Consider the following 18,723-nt stretch of genomic DNA (forward strand, 5'->3'; position numbering starts at 1 on the left):
CACACATTGTTCGAACGTCCATCAAGCATCGAACATCTTGAGCACCGAAGGCAGAAGCGAACGGAGCAGAAGGCAGCTCAAGGCTGCCTTCTGCTATGACACAGGTTTTACCGGACACTAGTGACGCAGAGCGTGGGAACTATCGCTGATCAGGGAAGCGGCGAGAAAGGCGTACGCCCATCGGCGCTCTGCAATTCCATCAGGTATTTACGGAAAATTTGCCCGAGCACCTGGGTGGCGGTTTCGAGATCTTCGCGGGACATTTTTTCGGAGACCTCGTCGGCCGTGTCCAGCGCATCTTCAGCACCGTTGACCGCGGCCATCTTCAGCACGATATACGCCTGAATGTTGTTGGCCTGCACGCCTTCACCGTGGAAGAACATGGTGCCGAGCTTGAACTGCGCCTGAGCGTGGCCTTGCAGCGAGGCTTTTTCGAAATAGCTCAGGGCTTGATTGAGGTCGCGCGGCGCATTCTTGCCGTCGTAGTAGAACTCACCCAACTCGTATTGCGCTTGCGCATCCCCTTCGTCCGCCGCTTTCTGGCAGGCGGCCAGTGCCTGCGTGACGTCTTGCGGCTGAGTATTGAGGGTGCAACGACCCATCGCCGGGATCAACAACGAGTTGCCGCCTGCTTGTGCATGCGCGAGCAGGGGCTGAAGGAGCAACAGGCAGCCCAAGGCAAGGGTGCGGCCGGTGCGGTTCATGGGAATCGACTTACCTCTGAAGGGCACGCGGACCCATCGAGGGATCCAATAAGCGCGCATTATGAAATAAGCAGGGCCAACCTTACAAAGTCTTTACTCGTTTTTCTGCTGCGCGGGGAATATATCGCCCACTTTAGGGGAGATTTTTAGCAGGAGCATCGGAAAAACAGCGTGGGTGTAGGTGAATGCTGACGCTGGCGATAGCCAACGTCAGCGGTACGGCGATTACTTCAGTGCAGCGAAGGCGCGCTCGGCAGCGTCCAACGTCAGTTTCAACTCGGCTTCACCATGAGCGATCGAGGTAAAACCGGCTTCGAACGCGCTCGGTGCCAGGTACACGCCACCTTCCAGCATCAGGTGGAAGAAGCGCCCGAACAGGGCAGCATCGCTGGCCATCACGTCTTCAAAGGTGACGATGTCGTCAGCGCCGCTGAAATAAAGACCGAACATGCCGCCAGCCTGGGTGGTCACGAACGGAATACCCGCGGCATCGGCGCGTTGTTGCAGGCCGTCGAGCAAGCGCGTGGTGTAATCGGTCAGCTCAGCGTGAAAGCCCGGACGGCTGATCAAACGCAGGGTGGTCAAACCAGCGGCCATCGCCAGCGGGTTACCCGACAGCGTACCGGCCTGATACACCGGACCCAGCGGCGCGATGCGCTCCATGATTTCGCGCTTGCCGCCGAAGCAGCCAACCGGCATGCCGCCGCCGATGATCTTGCCGAAGGTGGTCAGGTCAGGATTGACCCCGTAGTACGCCTGGGCACCGCCGAGGGCGACGCGGAAACCGGTCATCACTTCGTCGAAAATCAGCACCACGCCATGTTTGTCGCACAGCGAGCGCAGGCCTTCGAGGAAACCCGGCGCCGGTGGTACGCAGTTCATGTTGCCGGCTACCGGCTCAACAATGATGCAGGCCACTTCCTCGCCAACTTCAGCGAGCATCTTTTCCACAGCGTCGATGTCGTTGAACGGCAGGGTCAGAGTGTGTTTGGCGAATGCCGCCGGTACGCCGGCCGAACTTGGCACGCCTTGGGTCAGGGCGCCGGAGCCGGCCTTGACCAGCAGGCTGTCGGAGTGACCGTGGTAACAGCCTTCGAACTTGATGATGCTGTCGCGGCCGGTGTAACCACGGGCCAGACGGATCGCGCTCATGGTTGCTTCGGTACCGGAACTGACCATGCGCACCATGTCCATCGACGGCACCAGCGAGCAGACCAGATCGGCCATCTCGGTTTCCATCGCGGTCGGCGCGCCGTACGACAAGCCGTGTTGCAGCTGATTGCGCACCGCGTCGAGCACGTCCGGGTGGCTGTGGCCGAGGATCATCGGGCCCCACGAGCCGACGTAATCGACATAACGCTTGTCGTCTTCGTCAGTGACGTAGGCGCCTTCAGCGTGCTTGAAGAACAACGGCGTGCCGCCAACGCTCTTGAATGCACGAACGGGCGAGTTCACGCCACCGGGAATGTGTTTCTGGGCATTGGCAAACAGGGTTTCGGAACGAGACATGATCGGGCTCTCAAATCAGACTTTCAGTAATTCATTGAACGCGCGGGCGCGGCGGGTCACTTCGGCGGTGCTCTCGGCACCGAACAAGCCATGGACTACGGCGAGCAGGTCGACCCCATGGGCAACCAGCGGCGCGGCGTTGTCGAGGCTGATGCCGCCAATCGCGCAGATTGGCAGGTGAAGCGTGCGCTTGGCTTCGTCGAGCAGATCGAGGCTGCAGGTCGGCGCGCCGGGCTTGGTGTTGGAGTTGAAGAAGCGGCCGAAGGCGACGTAACTCGCGCCTTCTTTGGCGGCTTGCTCGGCCAGCGCGATTTGCGCGTGGCAGGTCGAACCGATGATCGCTTTGGAACCGAGCAGGGCGCGGGTCGGCGACAGCGGGCCGTCGGTCTGGCCAAGGTGCACGCCGACGTTGAGGCGCGCGGCCAGTTCAGCGTCATCGTTGATGATCAACTGCGTCTTGTAGCGCTCGCACAGATCGCGCAGCGCTTCGGCCTCACGCAGACGGCGGGCCTCGTCGCTGCTCTTGTCGCGGTATTGCAGCAGGGTGACGCCGCCTTCCAGCGCCGCCTCCACGTAAGACAGAAACTTGCCCGCCAGCAATTGGCTGTCGGTAATGGCATACAGGCCACGTAGTTTCATCGGGCAGACCTCACGACGTTACGAGCAGAAATCCAGCGGCAGGCGACGCGGGACGAACTGGCCTTTGCCCAGTTGTTCGGCATCGCGCAGGGTGCGCCAGGTGTAATCCAGAGCACTGCGTACGGCGCTGGCCAGGTGTTCGCCTTGCGCCAGTCGACCGGCCAGCGCGCTGGCCAAGGTGCAGCCGGAACCGTGATAGCTGCCCGGCAGACGCTGGCAGATAAACGTTTCACGCAGGCCGTCGCGGCTGTACACGCGGTTGTGGATTTCAGTTTCGTCGCCGTGGCCGCCGGTGATCAGCAGGTTTTTGACGAACGGCAGGAGTTTTTCAGCGCACTCGTCGGCGGTGCCTTCGGGCAGTTCGGCGAGGATGCGCGCTTCAGGAAGGTTGGGGGTGGCAATGATCGATAGCGGCAGCAGACGCTCACGCATCGCATAGCCGACCTCGTCCTTGCCCAGACGTCCGCCGCCGCCGGCGCGCAGCACCGGGTCGCAGACCACTGGCAAGTGCGGGTGCGCCGAAAGCAGTTCGACAACGGTGTCGACCATTTCCAGCGAACCGAGCATGCCCAGTTTGACCGCAGCGACTTCGGAGTCGTTGAGTACGGCATTGGCTTGAGCCAACACCCACTCACGGTCGAGGACGCGGAAGTCAGTGACGTTGACGGTGTCTTGCACGGTCAGGGCGGTGACGGCCGGAGCCGCATGGCAACCCTGCGCGAGCAGGGCTTCGATATCTGCCTGCAAGCCGGCGCCACCACTTGGGTCGTGGCCGGAGAGACAGAGGACAACGGGGCGGGAGCTGTAGATATTCATGGTGCGCGAGCTTACCACCAAAGCTGATTTTCGGGTTCAGTGCCTTTGTGCCTGGCCGATAACCTGGCAAGAGAATCCGACCGTACTGTCACAACCTGACCAACCCAACAGCTCTATCTCGATGCTTTGCTCTGGAACGCCCGTTCTAGAGCCTTTGTAGGAAAAGTTTCGATGGTGCTCAATGGCCATCAACGGCTATGCTAGTCTGGATCCAAACCAATAACAGGTAATACCGGTTTTACGTCTACTCAAAGGGAATGGGGGGCTTCCTGACACAACCGGACGAGCCACGCTGGGGCTTCAATGCGCTATTTGCTGATGTTGCTGTTCTGCTTGCCCCTTATGGCGAGCGCCGTCGAATTCGACGAATTCACCCAGAGCCTCCCTCTGGGCCGGTCGCTGCAAGTGTTCGAAGACCCGAGTGGTCAGGCGAGCATTGCCGATGTTCGCGCGCAGGCTGCCGCCGGCAATTTCAAAGCCCACGATAAAGACGCGCTCAATGCCGGTTACTCGCGCTCAGCGTTCTGGCTGAAGATCGACCTGCATTACCGTCCGAGCAATCCCTCTGCCCAGCGTACCTGGCTGCTGGAACTGGCGTATCCACCGCTCGATCATCTCGACCTGTACATGCCTGATGCAACTGGCGACTACCGCCTCGTCCGGCAAACCGGTGATGCCTTGCCGTTCGCCAGCCGCGAGATCCGCCAGAACAATTATTTGTTCGGCCTTTCATTCAAACCGGACCAACAGCAAACCGTGTACTTGCGACTGGCGAGCGAAGGCTCGATCCAGGCACCGGTGACGTTGTGGTCGAGCACCGCGTATCTCGAAGACCAACCGGTGCGCCTGTATGTGCTGGGCATCATTTACGGCGTGCTGCTGGGGATGGTGGTCTACAACCTGTTCATCTTCCTCAGCGTGCGTGACACCAGTTATCTCTATTACATCTTCTATATCGCTTCGTTTGGCCTTTATCAGTTGTCGGTGAATGGCGCTGCCGTCGAGTACTTCTGGCCGGATAATCCTTGGTGGGCCAACGCAGCCACGCCATTTTTCATCGGCTGTGCGGGGCTGTTCGGCAGTCAGTTCGCCCGCAGTTTCCTGCAGACCAAAAACCATAGCCGCTGGCTTGATCGCTTGCTGATTGCACTGATCGCGTTCGGCGCGCTGGTGGTTGGTTTGTCGCTGATGACCAGTTACGCGCTGTCGCTGCGCTTGGCGACGATACTGGCGCTGACCTTCACTGTGGTGATTTTCGCCGCCGGGATTCTGGCCTGGTGGCGCGGCTTGCGCGTGGCGCGTTATTTCATCATCGCCTGGTCGGCGTTCCTGCTCGGCGGCATCGTTAACACGCTGATGGTGCTCGGCTTGCTGCCGAACGTGTTCCTGACGATGTACGCCAGCCAGATCGGCTCGGCGATCGAGGTGGCGCTGCTGTCGCTGGCACTGGCCGACCGCATCAACGCGATGCGCGAGCAACAGGCGCAGACGCTGTACGACGCCGGTCAGAAGCTCGAAGTGCTCAACCAGCAACTGGCGCACAGCAACAAGCTCAAAGATGAGTTTTTGGCGACCCTGACCCACGAACTGCGCACGCCGATGAACGGTGTGATCGGTTCGCTGGAGCTGATGCAGACCGTCGAGCTGGATCCGGAGCTGGAGCAGTATCAGCAAACCGCCGCAGGATCTGCCCGCGACATGATGCGCATGGTCAACGGCATTCTCACCCTCACCGAGTTGCAGGCCGGAAAACTCAAGGCCTCGCCGGGCAGCTTCAGTCTGCGCGCAGTAGTTGAAGCGTTGCGCGTGCAGTTCGACGGCAATGCAGCGAGCAAGTCGCTGGACTTCAAGGTCGATGTGCTGCCAACCCTGCCGGATCGCCTGCACGGCGACAGCGCCAAGCTCGCGCAATGTCTGGAGTGTCTTCTGGATAACGCGATCAAGTTCACCCGCGTGGGTGGGCTGGCATTGCGGGTTACTGGTAAGCCGTCGACGGATAATCGTCTGGCGCTGTCGTTTGCGGTGATCGACACCGGTATCGGTTTTACCGATCTGGGCGAAGCGACGATGTACCAGCGCTTCTTCCAGCTCGACGGTTCGATGACCCGCGAATACGGCGGCCTGGGCGTTGGTCTGGCGATTTGCCGGCAGTTGGTCGAGTTGCTCGGTGGCAAGCTCACACATCGCTCGGAGCCCGGGCGTGGCAGTCGCTTCCAACTGGACGTCGAGTTTGAACTGCCAGTGGTCGAAACTGCGCCGATCTGCGCGCCTTCGCGCGATTGCGTGCGTGCACCACAGGATTGCACGGTGCTGCTGGTGGACGACAACAGTGTCAATCAACTGGTGATGCGCGGCATGTTGCTCAAGCTCGGTTTTCGCGTGCGTACCGCCGACAACGGCGCGGCGGCATTGGATTGCTTGCAACGAGAGACCTTCGACGCAGTGCTGATCGATTGTCAGCTACCCGCTCACGATGGCGCATCGTTGTGCTGCCAGATTCACGCCTTGCCGGGCTGCACGAATTTGCCGGTGTTCATGCTCGCACTGACCGCCGACCGAGAGCTTTGCACCACGGGAGCCCCGGTCGATTACCTGAACAAACCGGTGAAATTCGAGGAACTGCAATCCGCACTGGAGCGTCGGGTGCTGTCCTGTTGATAGGGTAAAAGCGCCGCCAATTCGGCGCGTATGACACTTTGATCAGTCTGGGGGCGGTGCTTAACTGACCGCTCCGGTTGATTCAAGGAGCCTGTCATGAACCTGCATCAGTTCGCCGAAACCCACGAAGTCACCAACCAGCCACCGTCGCTGGACGGCACCAACCTGTACCGCATCGACCTGCCGCTGCAGGAATGGTCGCGGCGCTTTGGTGCCGGGTGGGCGGAGTCGCGGATCGATGCCTACGGCGCGCTCGCCGGTGGTCCGTTGATGGAAGCCGGCTTCCTTGCCAACCAGAACAAACCAACGTTCGCCAGCCATGACCGTTACGGCCATCGCATCGATCTGGTGGAGTTTCACCCGGCTTATCACGAGCTGATGCGCACGGCGATCGAACACGGACTGACGTCATTGCCGTGGGCGCATCCACAGGATGGCGCCCATGTCGCCCGCGCCTCGATGACTTATCTGCACAGCCAGGCCGAAGCGGGCAGCGGTTGCCCGTTGACCATGACCTTCGCCAGCGTGCCGGCCCTGCGTTTGCAACCGAACATCGCTGAGCAATGGCTGCCGAAAGTCCTCGCCAGCGAATACGATCCGCGTAACGTCGGCATGGCGCACAAGGCCGGCGTGACCATCGGCATGGCCATGACCGAGAAACAGGGCGGCACCGACGTGCGCGCCAACACCACCAAGGCTTACCCGGTCGGCGCCAGTGGTCCGGGGCAGGCCTATGAACTGGTCGGGCACAAGTGGTTCTGCTCGGCGCCGATGTGCGATGCGTTTCTCACGCTGGCGCAGACCGACAAGGGTTTGAGCTGCTTCCTGCTGCCCCGTCATCGCCCGGACGACACGCGCAATCAGTTCTATATCCAGCGTCTGAAAAACAAACTCGGCAACCAGTCCAACGCTTCCAGTGAAGTGGAGTTTCGTGGCGCGCTGGCGTGGATGGTCGGGGAAGAAGGGCGCGGCGTGCCGACCATCATCGAGATGGTGGCGATGACCCGATTCGATTGCATGGTCGGTTCCAGTTCACTGATGCGTCAGGCGCTGACCCAGGCCAGCCACCACTGCGCGCATCGCAAGGTCGGCGGCAAACTGCTCAGCGAACAGCCATTGATGCAGAACGTGCTGGCCGATCTGGCGCTGGAAAGCGAAGCCGCGCTGGCGCTGAGTTTGCGCATGGGCAAGGCGCTGGATCATCTGGATGATCGCCACGAAGCGCAATTTGCGCGGCTGGTGACGGCGGTGGGCAAGTATTGGATCTGTAAGCGCGCGCCGGGGATGATCAACGAAGCAGCGGAATGCATGGGCGGTGCCGGGTATGTCGAAGAGAGCATTCTGCCGCGTCTGTACCGCGAGGCGCCGGTGAACTCGACGTGGGAAGGTTCCGGGAATGTGCAGTGCCTGGACGTGCTGCGCGCGTTGTCGAAAGAGCCGGGTGTGCTGGACGTGTTGTTCAGTGAGCTAGGCGATGGGCATGGTGACAAACGGCTGGCCGCGCATATTCAGCAATTGCAGGCGCAGTTCAAGGATACCAGCGACATTCAGTATCGGGCACGGCAGTTGACTGAGGACATCGCGCTCGGATTGCAGGCCAAGCTGTTGCTGGAAGCCGGCAACTCGGTGGTCAGCGATGCGTTCATTGCCAGCCGATTGAGCGGTGCTGGTCGCGTGTACGGCGCCTTGCCGCGTGGGCTGGACGTCGAAGCCATCGTCGCCCGCGCAACGCCACAGATTCTCTGACCCACCACAAATCCCTTGTAGGAGTGAGCCTGCTCGCGATAGCGGTGTATCAGTCGACATTTTTATTGAATGACCCACCGCATTCGCGAGCAGGCTCGCTCCCACAGGTGATCTTCATTGATTTAAAGATTTGGGTACACCCACAACGCCACTGTTCCCGTGACGCCACGATGCAGGCAAGATGAAGCTCTGCAAGTCAGAACACAGGAAGCTGATCGTGACCGAAGCGTTTATTGTCGTTCAAACCGCCGAACAAGCCGTGGACCGTCTGGCCGAGCTGCATGAGCGGGCCACCACTGCGCTGAACTCGGCGCTCAAGCGTTACCTCAAGGATCGCGTCGAGCCCGACGCTGCGCAGCGTGCTCTGTTTCGTTATCCCGAACTGCGTCTGACCTATCACTGCCAGGGCGAAGTCCCGCAGACCACCCGCGCTTACGCCAAGGTGCAACTGCCAGGCACTTACAGCGTCACCGTCACCCACCCGGCGGCGTTCCGCAAATACCTGCTCGAACAACTTGTGCCGTTGATGCACGACTTCACGGTGACCGTGGAAGTCGGCGTCAGCCAGCAGAACATTCCGTATCCGTATGTGGTCGAGCAGGGCGATGAACTGGCCGGCTCCGGCGTCACCGCTGCCGTGCTGGCGCGGGTCTTTCCGAGTACCGATCTGTCCGCCGCCACCGATGGCATCGCCGACGGCCTGTACGATTGGGAAAACACCGATCCGCTGCCGCTGGCCTTGTTCGACGCGGCGCGCGTGGACTTCTCGCTGCGGCGTCTGGTGCATTACACCGGCAGCGACTGGCGCCATGTGCAGCCGTGGATTCTGCTGACCAACTATCACCGCTACGTCGACCAGTTCATCGTCCATGGTCTGGAGCAATTGCGCAGCGACCCGCGTTTCGTGCGCATGGTGTTGCCGGGTAACGTGATCATCGAGAAAGGCATGGATCACGGCGAGGCGTCGGCGATTGCTGCCGGTGTGGTCTGGCACCGTTACCAGATGCCGGCCTATCACCTGATCGCCAAAGATGGCCACGGCGTGACCTTGGTGAACATCGGCGTCGGTCCGTCCAACGCCAAGAACATCACCGACCACCTGGCGGTGCTGCGTCCGCATTGCTGGCTGATGATCGGTCACTGCGGCGGTTTGCGTCAGTCGCAGACCATTGGCGACTACGTGCTGGCTCACGCTTACATGCGTCGCGACGGCATTCTCGACCGTGTGGTGCCGCCGAACATTCCGATCCCGGCGTTGGCCGAGGTGCAAATGGCGCTGCAGCAAGCAGCGGCGAATGTCACCGGCGAGAAGGGCGACGACCTGAAAAAACGCCTGCGCACCGGCACCGTGCTGACCTACGACGACCGTAACTGGGAATTGCGTTGGGCGCAGGAACGGCCGTTGATCAACCTGTCCCGCGCGGTGGCGGTGGACATGGAAAGCGGCACGATTGCCGCGCAGGGTTATCGCTTGCGGGTGCCGTACGGCACGTTGCTGTGCGTTTCGGACAAACCGCTGCACAGTGAAATCAAGCTGCCGGGTTCGGCCAACGCCTTCTATGAACGCGCGGTCAGTCAGCACTTGAAGATCGGCATCGAAGCGGTGGACCTGCTGCGCACCGAACTCAACTCGCTGCACTCGCGCAAACTGCGCAGCTTCGACGAACCGCCGTTCCGCTGATTTGTTGATGGCCATTTAACGGTCAGGCTACTAGCATTGGCAGCCCTGACCGTTAGATGTTCTTTTCGCCATGTCCCGTCCCCCGCGTCCACCTTCCCGCCGCCCCGGCGCGAAGCCTCCGTCTGCTTCCCCGCGCCGTGTTGCCAAGGCACCACCGGCCGAACCGAAACTGATCCTGTTTAACAAACCGTTCGATGTGCTGACGCAATTCAGCGACGGCGAAGGGCGGGCGACGCTCAAGGATTTCATTGATGTGCCCGGTATTTACCCGGCCGGACGCCTGGATCGCGACAGCGAAGGCTTGTTGCTGCTGACCAATGACGGGCAGTTGCAGGCACGTATCGCCGATCCGAAACACAAACTGGCGAAGACCTATTGGGTGCAGGTCGAAGGCGTGCCGACGGCCGAGCAGTTGCAGCGCTTGCGCGAAGGTGTAGAGCTGAACGACGGCATGACCTTGCCCGCCGAAGCGCGGCAACTGGATGAGCCTGAGCTGTGGCCGCGCAATCCGCCGGTACGCTTTCGTGCGACCATACCGACGTCGTGGCTGGAGTTGGTGATTCGCGAAGGACGCAATCGTCAGGTACGGCGCATGACGGCGGCGGTCGGGCTGCCGACGTTGCGGCTGGTGCGGGTGAAGATTGGCGACTGGACGATCGAAGGACTTGATCAGGGCCAGTGGAAGGAAGTGCCGGCGCGCTTATAGAGCGCCGGATTCGATCAGGCCGATCACCACACTCTTGATGATGAACGCGGCCACGCCCAGGCCCAGCACGAAAAACAGAATGAACGAGCCAAAGCGCCCGGCCTTGGACTTCTTCGCCAGATCCCAGACGATGAAACCCATGAAAATGATCAGGATGCTGACCAGACCGGTCATCATCCATTCTTCTAATAGTGCTGGATCCATTGGGTTTCTCCGGCGCGCATGGGGCTAAAAGGGCGCGGCGAGTATACGCCAAGGTGTGTGGGGTGGCATTGATCTGGGTCTGATCCGGAACTGTTGCCCTCACCCTAGCCCTCTCCCGGAGGGAGAGGGGACTGACCGGGGGATGCTTGAGAACTACACCGACTTGATCCAGAAGTTGTGAATCCATAATCGACTCAATCTTTCAGGTCGATGTATGACAGCAGACACCTCGGTCGGCCCCCTCTCCCTTTGGGAGAGGGCTGGGGTGAGGGGCTTTTGATCAGCTGCGCAGGTGAGTCAAGGGCAGTTCCGTGCTGTTGAGCACCTGATTCAGCACAAAACTCGACCGCACACTGGTCACCCCTTCAATCCGGGTGAGGTGCCCCAGCAACAGCTTCTGATAGTGATCCATATCCGGCACCACCACTTTCAACTGGTAATCCGCATCCACGCCCGTCACCAGGCTGCACTCCAGCACCTGCGGCAACGTGCGAATCGCCGCCTCGAAGTTTTCGAAACGCTCCGGCGTATGCCGGTCCATGCCGATCAACACATACGCAGTCAGGCTCAGCCCGAGCATCTTGCGATCGAGCAACGCGACCTGACGCGATATATAACCGTCGTCTTCCAGTTGCTTGACCCGGCGCGAGCAAGGCGAGGGTGACAGACCGATGCGCTCGGCCAGCTCCTGGTTGGAGATGCGGGCGTCGCGCTGCAATTCCGCCAAAATACTCAGGTCGTAACGGTCGAGTTTGCTCATCAATCTGTCCTTGGTTGTAACTATTGCGGCAGATTATCTATCCAGGGTTAAAAATTGCGCAAGTGGTGTTTATTTCAGCAATCTTCGCAATCCTCTGTCGCCGCCTCAGGCCTATCCTTATCACCAGAATCACTGCTCGGTAACACAGTCCACGCGGCCCGCCCTATCCGGCCTGCCGCGGCCGCCACCCCCACCGGGGTTGTGCCGGCCCCCGAGCTGCACACTGTCCAGAAGACGGCGTGAGGTGAGCCGACGTCAAAAGCGTCGAGCCAGGACGAAGTTCTCTAGAAGGGAGGCCGACGGGTCTCCCTTTTTTCTTGCCTGCGATTTCATGTCGGGCGCTCAATAAATAAGTTGCGCGACTGATAACCTGTTGCAGAACCCGGTGTGTGTATTCCCGGTCTTAGTGACAAGTCCTCTTACATTTGCAGGCCCCGCAGTGAGAAAAAGCATGAATTCGCGCATCTGGCGTCTGGCTGGTGTTGGTTTGCTGTGTGTGAGTGTCAGTGTGCAAGCGCTTGCCGATGAGCCACAGAATCGCGGCCCGGATGGCGGAGGCCACGGCCAGGATCATCAGGGCAACAATCAGGGCCGTGGCGGCAACAATCAGCCGCGCCCGCAGAACAATCCATCGCAGAATCAGCCGCAACAGAATCAACCGCGTCCACAGAACAACGAGATCATTCGTGGCGACAACAGCCGCCAGTTCGAGCACAACGGCAACAACAATGGCCAGTGGCAGAACCGCGATCAGAATCGCCCGGCCTACAATCCCAATCCGGTGCGCCAACCGCCACCGCCGCCGCAACTGCCGGCCAACAGCCTGCCGATCCAGCCACGGCCCGACGCCGTGCGCCAGACCCAGGAACCGCGTCAGGGTTACTACCGCGACGAGCGCCCGCAGAACGGCTACAACAACCAGCATTGGCAGACCAACAATCGGCCCAACGACAATCGCTGGCCGGGCCGTCCGGACGGTCACGGCAACGGTTGGGGGCCTGGCCCGCAATACCGGCCGGGGCACGTGATCGACCGCTTCCCGGATCGCGATTACCGCGTGCCGTATCGCGGGCAGGATTACTTCTTTTCCGGCGGTTACTGGTATCGCCCGCAAGGCCCGCGCTACATCGTTGTGCAACCGCCGCGCGGGATCCGCATCCAGTATTTGCCGGATTACGCCCGTGAAGTGTGGATCGGTGGTTCGCTGCTGTTCCTCGCCGCTGGTTCCTACTATGCCTATCAGGAAGCGACGCAGGATTACGTGGTGGTCGAACCGCCGGTTCAGCAGCAGCCGCAACCGCAGTCTCAAGGCTATGACGTTGAAGCGTACCCGGCCAACGGCCAGTCGCCGGAGCAGGTACAGCAGGACGGTTACCAGTGCTATCAGTATGCGGTGCAGCAAAGCGGTTTCGACCCGCGCACCGCGACCTATCAGCCAGCGCCCGAGGTGGTTCAGGCCTACCGGCAGGCTCAGGGTAATTGCCTGAGCAGTCGCGGTTATCAGGTCAGATAGAAGCAGCTGCGAGCGGCAAGTGTCGAGCTACAAGCTTGAAGCTTGCGGCTCGCGACTTGTAGCTGCTTTTATCGGGTCGGCGTGCACCAGCACTTCGGCTCGCGGGTAGGCTTTGTGAATGGCATCGGCGGCTTGGTCGCTGATGCCGTGCGCCACCGACAAGGTCAATTCCCCCGGTAATTCCAGGTGCAACTGCACGAACCAGTGGTTGCCGGAGATTCGCGTGCGCAAGTCATGCGCGCCCAACACGCCGGGCACACTGCACGCCAGTTCGAGCATGTGCTGGCTGACGTCGGTTGGCAGTTCCTCATCCATCAACACCGAAAAACTTTCCCGGGCGATCTGGATTGCACTCCACAGGATATAGGCCGCAATGCCCAGACCGAACCACGCATCCAGTTGCTCAAAACCAAACCCGGCGAGGATCAGCGCAAGCAGAATGCTGCCGTTGAGCAGCATGTCCGAGCGATAGTGCAGCGAGTCCGCGCGCACGGCGTTGGAGCCGGTCTGCTTGATCACCCGATGCTGCAACACCAGCAGCGCCGCCGTCAGCAGCAACGAAAACACAATCACACCGATGCTCAGCCACGGTGCGCCGATCGGCTCTGGCGTCTTCAACCGTTCGAACGCCTGAAACGCGATCAACACCGCACTGCCGCCAATGAACAACGCCTGCGCCATCCCCGCCAGCGATTCCGCCTTGCCGTGGCCATAACGGTGATCGTCATCGGCCGGGCGCAGCGCGTAATGCACCGCCAGCAGATTGAGCAGCGAAGTGACGCCATCCAGCGCCGAGTCGGTGAGGCCGGCAAGCATGCTCACTGAACCGCTCAGCCACCAGGCGATGGCTTTGGCGACGATCAGCGTGCACGCGACCGCCACCGAGGCGCGGGTCGCCAGCCGTAGCAGGCGAGCGTGTTCGGGGCTGGAGGTCATTGAACGTCCTTTTTAAGCGGCGGGTTGCAGGCCGAACATCGCCAATTGTTGAGTGCTGCCCTTGTGTTGAATCAGGCGCGGATCGTCCAGTGGGAAATCTCTGCCCAACTCGCTTTCGAGAATAGCCTGCAGCTTGTGATTATCGACCTGACCGTCCGGGCCGATGGCTTGCTTGAGTTTGGCCGGGTCGATCTGCGCGGTGTGGCCCGGTTCGAAATAGATCGCGCCGGTGGCAAAGTCGACAGCAAACGCGATCAGGCCGGGAATGATGTAGAACAGCAGGCCCACGGCATCGAGCACAGCAATCGCCGGGTCGATCTTGCCGTCGATCTGACCGCGCCGGTCCGGGTAGAAAATCGAACCGCACGCGGTGATTTGCGTGAGCAGGGTGGCGACCAGTACACCGCCGATCAGGCGAAAAGGTAAGCGCATGGGGAAATCTCCTGAGTCATCTGATAACGAAGCTTCGTCTTGTGAAGTTAAGACCCTGACGAACGCCAAGCAGTTCGCCGTTATACTCGCGGCTGGCAGGGCGTGCCCACAGTAAATTGCGGCCTCGTCTCACCCCTACCGAAATACGTTGAGGATTGAAGTTGTTTTCTCCAGATCGACACCGCGTGAAGGCTAATGAATCCTATCGGGGTTCGGCCCTCCGGGCTAAAGCTGTGAGCGCGCCATGCTGCGTTGCGGGACTTGGCAAGGAAACGACCCTTACCTGCGTCCCGCGCCTTGCCTGGCACGCTCACAGCTTTAACGCGACTCGCAATTTACTGTGGGCACGCCCTGGGGAGCCAGCATGATTTCTTTGCCGATCGACGAAGTTTTACCCGCCCTGCGTGAAGCCTTGGCGACGCGCCACGAAGCCGTGCTCGAAGCACCGCCCGGCGCCGGTAAAACCACCCGCGTGCCCTTGGCCTTGCTCAATGAAGCGTGGCTGGCCGGGCAGACCATTCTGATGCTTGAACCACGCCGTCTCGCCGCGCGCGCAGCGGCGGAACGTCTGGCCAGCGAGCTGGGCGAGAAGGTCGGTGAAACCGTTGGTTACCGCATTCGTCTCGACAGCAAGGTCGGCCCCAATACGCGCATTGAAGTGGTCACTGAAGGCATTCTCACCCGCCGCTTGCAGGACGACCCGGCGCTGGAAGGCGTCGGCTTGTTGATCTTCGACGAATTCCACGAACGCAGCCTCGACGCCGATCTGGCGCTGGCGCTCAGTTTGAACGGTCGCGAGCTGTTCCGAGCTGAACAGCCGCTGAAGATTTTGTTGATGTCGGCCACGCTGGAAGGCGAGCGTCTGGCCGGGTTGCTCGATGATGCGCCGATCCTGCGCAGCGAAGGCCGCATGTATCCGGTGACGATGCGCTGGGGCCGGCCGCTTCAGCCCGGTGAATACATCGACCAACGTGTCACGCAAACCGTGCTTGAAGCGCTGCACGATGAAACCGGCAGTGTGTTGGTGTTCCTGCCGGGGCAGGCGGAAATCCGTCGTGTGCATCAACAATTGGCCGACGCCATTGGTGAGCGCGGCGATGTGTTGCTGTGCCCGTTGCACGGTGAACTCGACCTCAACGCACAACGTGCGGCGATCGATCCGGCCCCGGCCGGTCAGCGCAAAGTGGTGCTGGCGACCAACATCGCCGAGACCAGTCTGACCATCAACGGCGTGCGCGTAGTCATTGATGCCGGGCTGGCGCGGGTGCCGCGTTTCGATCCGGGCAGCGGCATGACGCGCCTCGATACTCAGCGGATTTCCAAGGCCAGCGCCACCCAGCGTGCGGGCCGGGCAGGGCGACTCGAGCCGGGCGTTTGCTATCGCTTGTGGTCGCAGGATCAGCACGAACAACTGGCGGCGTATGGCAGTGCGGAAATTCTTTCGGCGGATCTCGCCAGCCTCGCCCTGCAACTGGGGCGCTGGGGTGTCACGCCGGGCGAACTGGTCTGGCTGGATGTTCCACCGGCGGCGGCTTATGCACAGGCGCAGGATCTGTTGCAGCGACTTGGCGCGCTGGAAGGCGAGTCTCTGACCACGCACGGTCAGGCCATGGCTGAATTGCCGGCGCATCCGCGCATCGGTCATTTGTTGCTGCGGGGGCAGGCGTTGGGTCTGGCGAACATGGCGTGCGACGTCGCCGCGTTGCTCGGCGAGCGGGATATCTTGCGTGGCGCCGGGGCGGATCTGCACAGTCGGCTGGTGCTGCTTTCTGGCGAAGAGCGTGCCGCCCGTGGTGCGCAGGGCGGGGTGCAGCGCGCTAAGCAACTGGCGCGGCAATATCGCTGTTATCTGCGTGGCAAGGCCTGCGAGCCGGTCAGCGATCCCGATCATCCGCGCTGGCTCGGTGCCTTGCTGGCGCTGGCCTATCCGGATCGCGTCGCGCAACAGCGGCGAGCCGGCGGCGCCGAATATCGTCTGGCCAACGGTCGTGCGGCGCTGTTCGCCGAAGCTGACAGCCTGATGAAAGAGCCGTGGATCGTCATCGCTGATCTTGGCAGCCGTCAGGGCCAGCGCGAAGAACGGATTTATCTGGCAGCGGATTTCGATCCGGCGCTGTTCGATTCGGTGCTGGCCGAACAGGTGCGCAACGTCGATCAACTGGATTGGGATGAGCGCGAAGGCGTGCTGCGCGCCGAGCGTCAGCGCAAGGTCGGCGAGTTGATCCTCAGTCGTGAGCCGTTGACCGGCCTCGATGAAAATGCGCGCAGTCAGGCGCTGGTCAATCTGGTGCGGCGCAAAGGTCTGGAGCTGCTGCCGTGGACGCCGGAACTGCGTCAGTGGCAGGCGCGGGTGGCGTTGTTGCGGCAGTTGGAATTGAACCATCAGGATGACAGTCAGTGGCCGGATGTAAGCGACGCGACGTTGCTGGACACCCTCGAAGACTGGCTGATGCCCTATCTGGGCAAGGTCTCACGGCTCAGCCATTTTGCCAGCCTGGACCTGTCGAGCATCGTACGCAATCTGCTGCCCTGGCCGTTGCCGCAAAAGCTCGATGAGCTGGCGCCGCATCATTTGAGCGTGCCGTCGGGGTCGTCGATTCGTCTGGATTACAGCGAGTTTCCACCTATTCTCGCGGTGCGTTTGCAGGAATTGTTCGGGCTGGCGGATACGCCGCGGATTGCCGGCGGGCGGCAGGTGGTCAAATTGCATCTGCTATCGCCTGCGCGGCGGCCGGTGCAGGTGACGCAGGATCTGGCCAACTTCTGGCGCAGCACCTATGCCGAGGTGAAGAAGGATTTGAAGGGGCGCTATCCGAAGCATTATTGGCCGGATGATCCGTTGGTGGCCGAGGCGACTGCGCGGATCAAGCCGCGCAAGTAGAGCTACCGGCGCGACTTGATCGGTGGGGGCGCTCAGTGGTTCAGGTTTCCCCGTAGAGGCCCTGCGCAGCAGTGCGTCGATGCTTGATGCCATGACAAAACCACATCAATCCGATCCACAGGGGAATCGCGTACACCGCGATGCGAATGACGGGGTCGAGCAGCATGACGCCGAGGATGAAGGCCAGGAATGCAAGGCACACATAGTTACCGTAGGGGTACCAGAGTGCTTTGAATAATGGCTTGCGCCCGGCCCTGTTCAGATGTTGGCGAAACTTGAAGTGGGAAAGGCTGATCATCACCCAATTGATCACCAGCGTCGCAACCACCAGTGACAGCAGCAGCTCCAACGCATATTGCGGGATTACGTAGTTCATCAGCACGGCAAACAGGGTCACAGCGGCAGACGCAAGAATCGAGCGTACGGGGACGCCGCGCCGGTCGATCCTGGTCAGGCTTTGCGGAGCATCACCTTGCTCGGCCAGGCACAGTAATAGGCGGCTGTTGCAATAAGTACCGCTGTTATAGACCGACAGCGCAGCGGTCAGCACTACAAAATTGAGAATGTGCGCCGCGGTGGCGCTGTCGAGCATCGACGACACCATAACGAAAGGACTGGCGCTGTAGGTGTCTCCAGCTGCATTGAGTGAGATGACCAGACTGTCCCACGGCATCAGCGACAGCAGCACGACAAGTACGCCGACGTAGAAAATCAGAATGCGATAAATCACCTGGTTGATCGCTTTGGGAATCACGGTCTGCGGTTTATCGGCTTCGGCCGCGGTGAAACCGAGCATTTCCAGACCACCGAAGGACAGCATGATGACCGCCATGGACATCGCCAGTCCGCCGAGTCCATGTGGGAAAAATCCGCCGTGTTCCCACAGGTTGCTGACCTTCGCTTGCGGGCCACCGTGGCCGCTGACCAGCAGATAGCTGCCCATGGCGATCATGCCGATCACTGCCAGGACCTTGATGATGGCGAACCAGAATTCGGCCTCACCGAATATTTTCACGTTGATCAGGTTGAGGGCATTGATCAGTACAAAAAAGACTGCGGCCGACACCCAGGTCGGAATATCGGGCCACCAGTAATGCACATATTTGCCGACGGCAGTCAGTTCGGACATGCCCACCAGGGTGTACAACATCCAGCAATTCCATCCCGACAGAAATCCGGCGAATCCGCCCCAATACTTATGGGCGAAGTGGCTGAACGAGCCTGCGACGGGTTCTTCAACGATCATTTCACCCAACTGCCGCATGATCAGGAAAGCGACGAAACCGCAAATCGCGTAACCGAGGATCATTGACGGACCAGCAGATTTGAGTGCGCCCGCCGAACCCAGAAACAGCCCGGTTCCCACAGCGCCACCCAGCGCGATCAATTGGATATGTCGATTTTTCAGGCCGCGTTTCAGTACGCCTGAGCGCGCTTCGGGTCCGCTCATTGGAATGGGCTCGCCTGAATTTTGCTGAGAAAACTTGCCGGGAGGCTTTCGCGGTTGAATGCGCCGCAGTGATGAAGCCGCTGTGCGC

At 60.8% G+C, this 18,723-nt stretch carries 15 protein-coding genes; 6 read left to right on the forward strand and 9 right to left on the reverse strand.

Annotated features, from left to right (window positions below; translation table 11 throughout):
• Nucleotides 1-149: 149 nt before the first annotated feature.
• The 4 genes from CKW17_RS22020 to CKW17_RS22035 form a co-directional block, all read right to left on the reverse strand.
• Nucleotides 150-704, reverse strand: coding sequence for a tetratricopeptide repeat protein (locus CKW17_RS22020; protein WP_003228518.1), 555 nt, complete (start codon nucleotides 702-704; stop codon nucleotides 150-152).
• A 225-nt stretch (nucleotides 705-929) separates the two neighbouring features.
• On the reverse strand, nucleotides 930-2,213 hold the full coding sequence (hemL, locus tag CKW17_RS22025) for a glutamate-1-semialdehyde 2,1-aminomutase (protein ID WP_064390732.1): 1,284 nt from the start codon (nucleotides 2,211-2,213) through the stop codon (nucleotides 930-932).
• A gap of 15 nt (nucleotides 2,214-2,228) precedes the next feature.
• Nucleotides 2,229-2,852, reverse strand: coding sequence for a thiamine phosphate synthase (gene thiE, locus CKW17_RS22030; RefSeq protein WP_095121602.1), 624 nt, complete (start codon nucleotides 2,850-2,852; stop codon nucleotides 2,229-2,231).
• A gap of 18 nt (nucleotides 2,853-2,870) precedes the next feature.
• Entirely contained in the window at nucleotides 2,871-3,668 is a 798-nt protein-coding gene (locus tag CKW17_RS22035) for a hydroxymethylpyrimidine/phosphomethylpyrimidine kinase (protein WP_007909650.1), read from the reverse strand.
• A gap of 303 nt (nucleotides 3,669-3,971) precedes the next feature.
• On the opposite strand from CKW17_RS22035, the gene CKW17_RS22040 reads away from it, so the two are divergent.
• From CKW17_RS22040 to CKW17_RS22055, 4 genes are all read left to right on the forward strand, one after another.
• Nucleotides 3,972-6,326 (forward strand): hybrid sensor histidine kinase/response regulator, encoded by a 2,355-nt coding sequence (locus tag CKW17_RS22040; protein ID WP_095121604.1) that lies wholly within the window; start codon nucleotides 3,972-3,974, stop codon nucleotides 6,324-6,326.
• A 96-nt stretch (nucleotides 6,327-6,422) separates the two neighbouring features.
• Nucleotides 6,423-8,072, forward strand: coding sequence for an acyl-CoA dehydrogenase family protein (locus CKW17_RS22045; RefSeq protein WP_095121606.1), 1,650 nt, complete (start codon nucleotides 6,423-6,425; stop codon nucleotides 8,070-8,072).
• 181 nt (nucleotides 8,073-8,253) lie between these two features.
• Nucleotides 8,254-9,753, forward strand: coding sequence for an AMP nucleosidase (gene amn / locus CKW17_RS22050; RefSeq protein WP_176470107.1), 1,500 nt, complete (start codon nucleotides 8,254-8,256; stop codon nucleotides 9,751-9,753).
• 70 nt (nucleotides 9,754-9,823) lie between these two features.
• On the forward strand, nucleotides 9,824-10,459 hold the full coding sequence (locus CKW17_RS22055) for a pseudouridine synthase (protein WP_095121608.1): 636 nt from the start codon (nucleotides 9,824-9,826) through the stop codon (nucleotides 10,457-10,459).
• Here the strand turns inward: CKW17_RS22055 and CKW17_RS22060 are convergent.
• Both CKW17_RS22060 and CKW17_RS22065 read right to left on the reverse strand, forming a co-directional pair.
• A complete protein-coding gene (locus tag CKW17_RS22060) occupies nucleotides 10,454-10,663 on the reverse strand; it encodes a DUF2788 domain-containing protein (RefSeq protein ID WP_007909655.1) in 210 nt (69 codons plus the stop codon). The genes CKW17_RS22055 and CKW17_RS22060 overlap by 6 nt on opposite strands.
• A gap of 280 nt (nucleotides 10,664-10,943) precedes the next feature.
• Entirely contained in the window at nucleotides 10,944-11,423 is a 480-nt protein-coding gene (locus CKW17_RS22065) for an Lrp/AsnC family transcriptional regulator (protein ID WP_007909658.1), read from the reverse strand.
• Nucleotides 11,424-11,874: 451 nt separating this feature from the next.
• On the opposite strand from CKW17_RS22065, the gene CKW17_RS22070 reads away from it, so the two are divergent.
• Complete coding sequence (locus CKW17_RS22070; RefSeq protein WP_095121610.1) at nucleotides 11,875-12,936, forward strand: DUF6515 family protein; 1,062 nt, start codon at nucleotides 11,875-11,877, stop codon at nucleotides 12,934-12,936.
• A 27-nt stretch (nucleotides 12,937-12,963) separates the two neighbouring features.
• Here CKW17_RS22070 and CKW17_RS22075 read toward each other — a convergent pair whose 3' ends face one another.
• Together CKW17_RS22075 and CKW17_RS22080 are read right to left on the reverse strand one after the other, a co-directional pair.
• Nucleotides 12,964-13,872 (reverse strand): cation diffusion facilitator family transporter, encoded by a 909-nt coding sequence (locus CKW17_RS22075; RefSeq protein ID WP_095121611.1) that lies wholly within the window; start codon nucleotides 13,870-13,872, stop codon nucleotides 12,964-12,966.
• Between the two features lie 12 nt (nucleotides 13,873-13,884).
• On the reverse strand, nucleotides 13,885-14,304 hold the full coding sequence (locus tag CKW17_RS22080; protein ID WP_016986146.1) for a hypothetical protein: 420 nt from the start codon (nucleotides 14,302-14,304) through the stop codon (nucleotides 13,885-13,887).
• A gap of 364 nt (nucleotides 14,305-14,668) precedes the next feature.
• Between CKW17_RS22080 and hrpB the strand changes: the two genes are divergently transcribed.
• The gene (gene hrpB / locus CKW17_RS22085) at nucleotides 14,669-17,185 is read left to right on the forward strand and encodes an ATP-dependent helicase HrpB (protein ID WP_095121613.1); all 2,517 of its coding nucleotides are present in this window, start codon (nucleotides 14,669-14,671) and stop codon (nucleotides 17,183-17,185) included.
• 40 nt (nucleotides 17,186-17,225) lie between these two features.
• Here the strand turns inward: hrpB and CKW17_RS22090 are convergent, their stop codons facing one another.
• Entirely contained in the window at nucleotides 17,226-18,635 is a 1,410-nt protein-coding gene (locus tag CKW17_RS22090; protein ID WP_095121615.1) for an amino acid permease, read from the reverse strand.
• Between the last annotated feature and the right edge of the window lie 88 nt (nucleotides 18,636-18,723).

This window comes from Pseudomonas sp. Irchel s3f10 (assembly GCF_900187515.1).
GTDB classification, from domain to species: domain Bacteria; phylum Pseudomonadota; class Gammaproteobacteria; order Pseudomonadales; family Pseudomonadaceae; genus Aquipseudomonas; species Aquipseudomonas tensinigenes.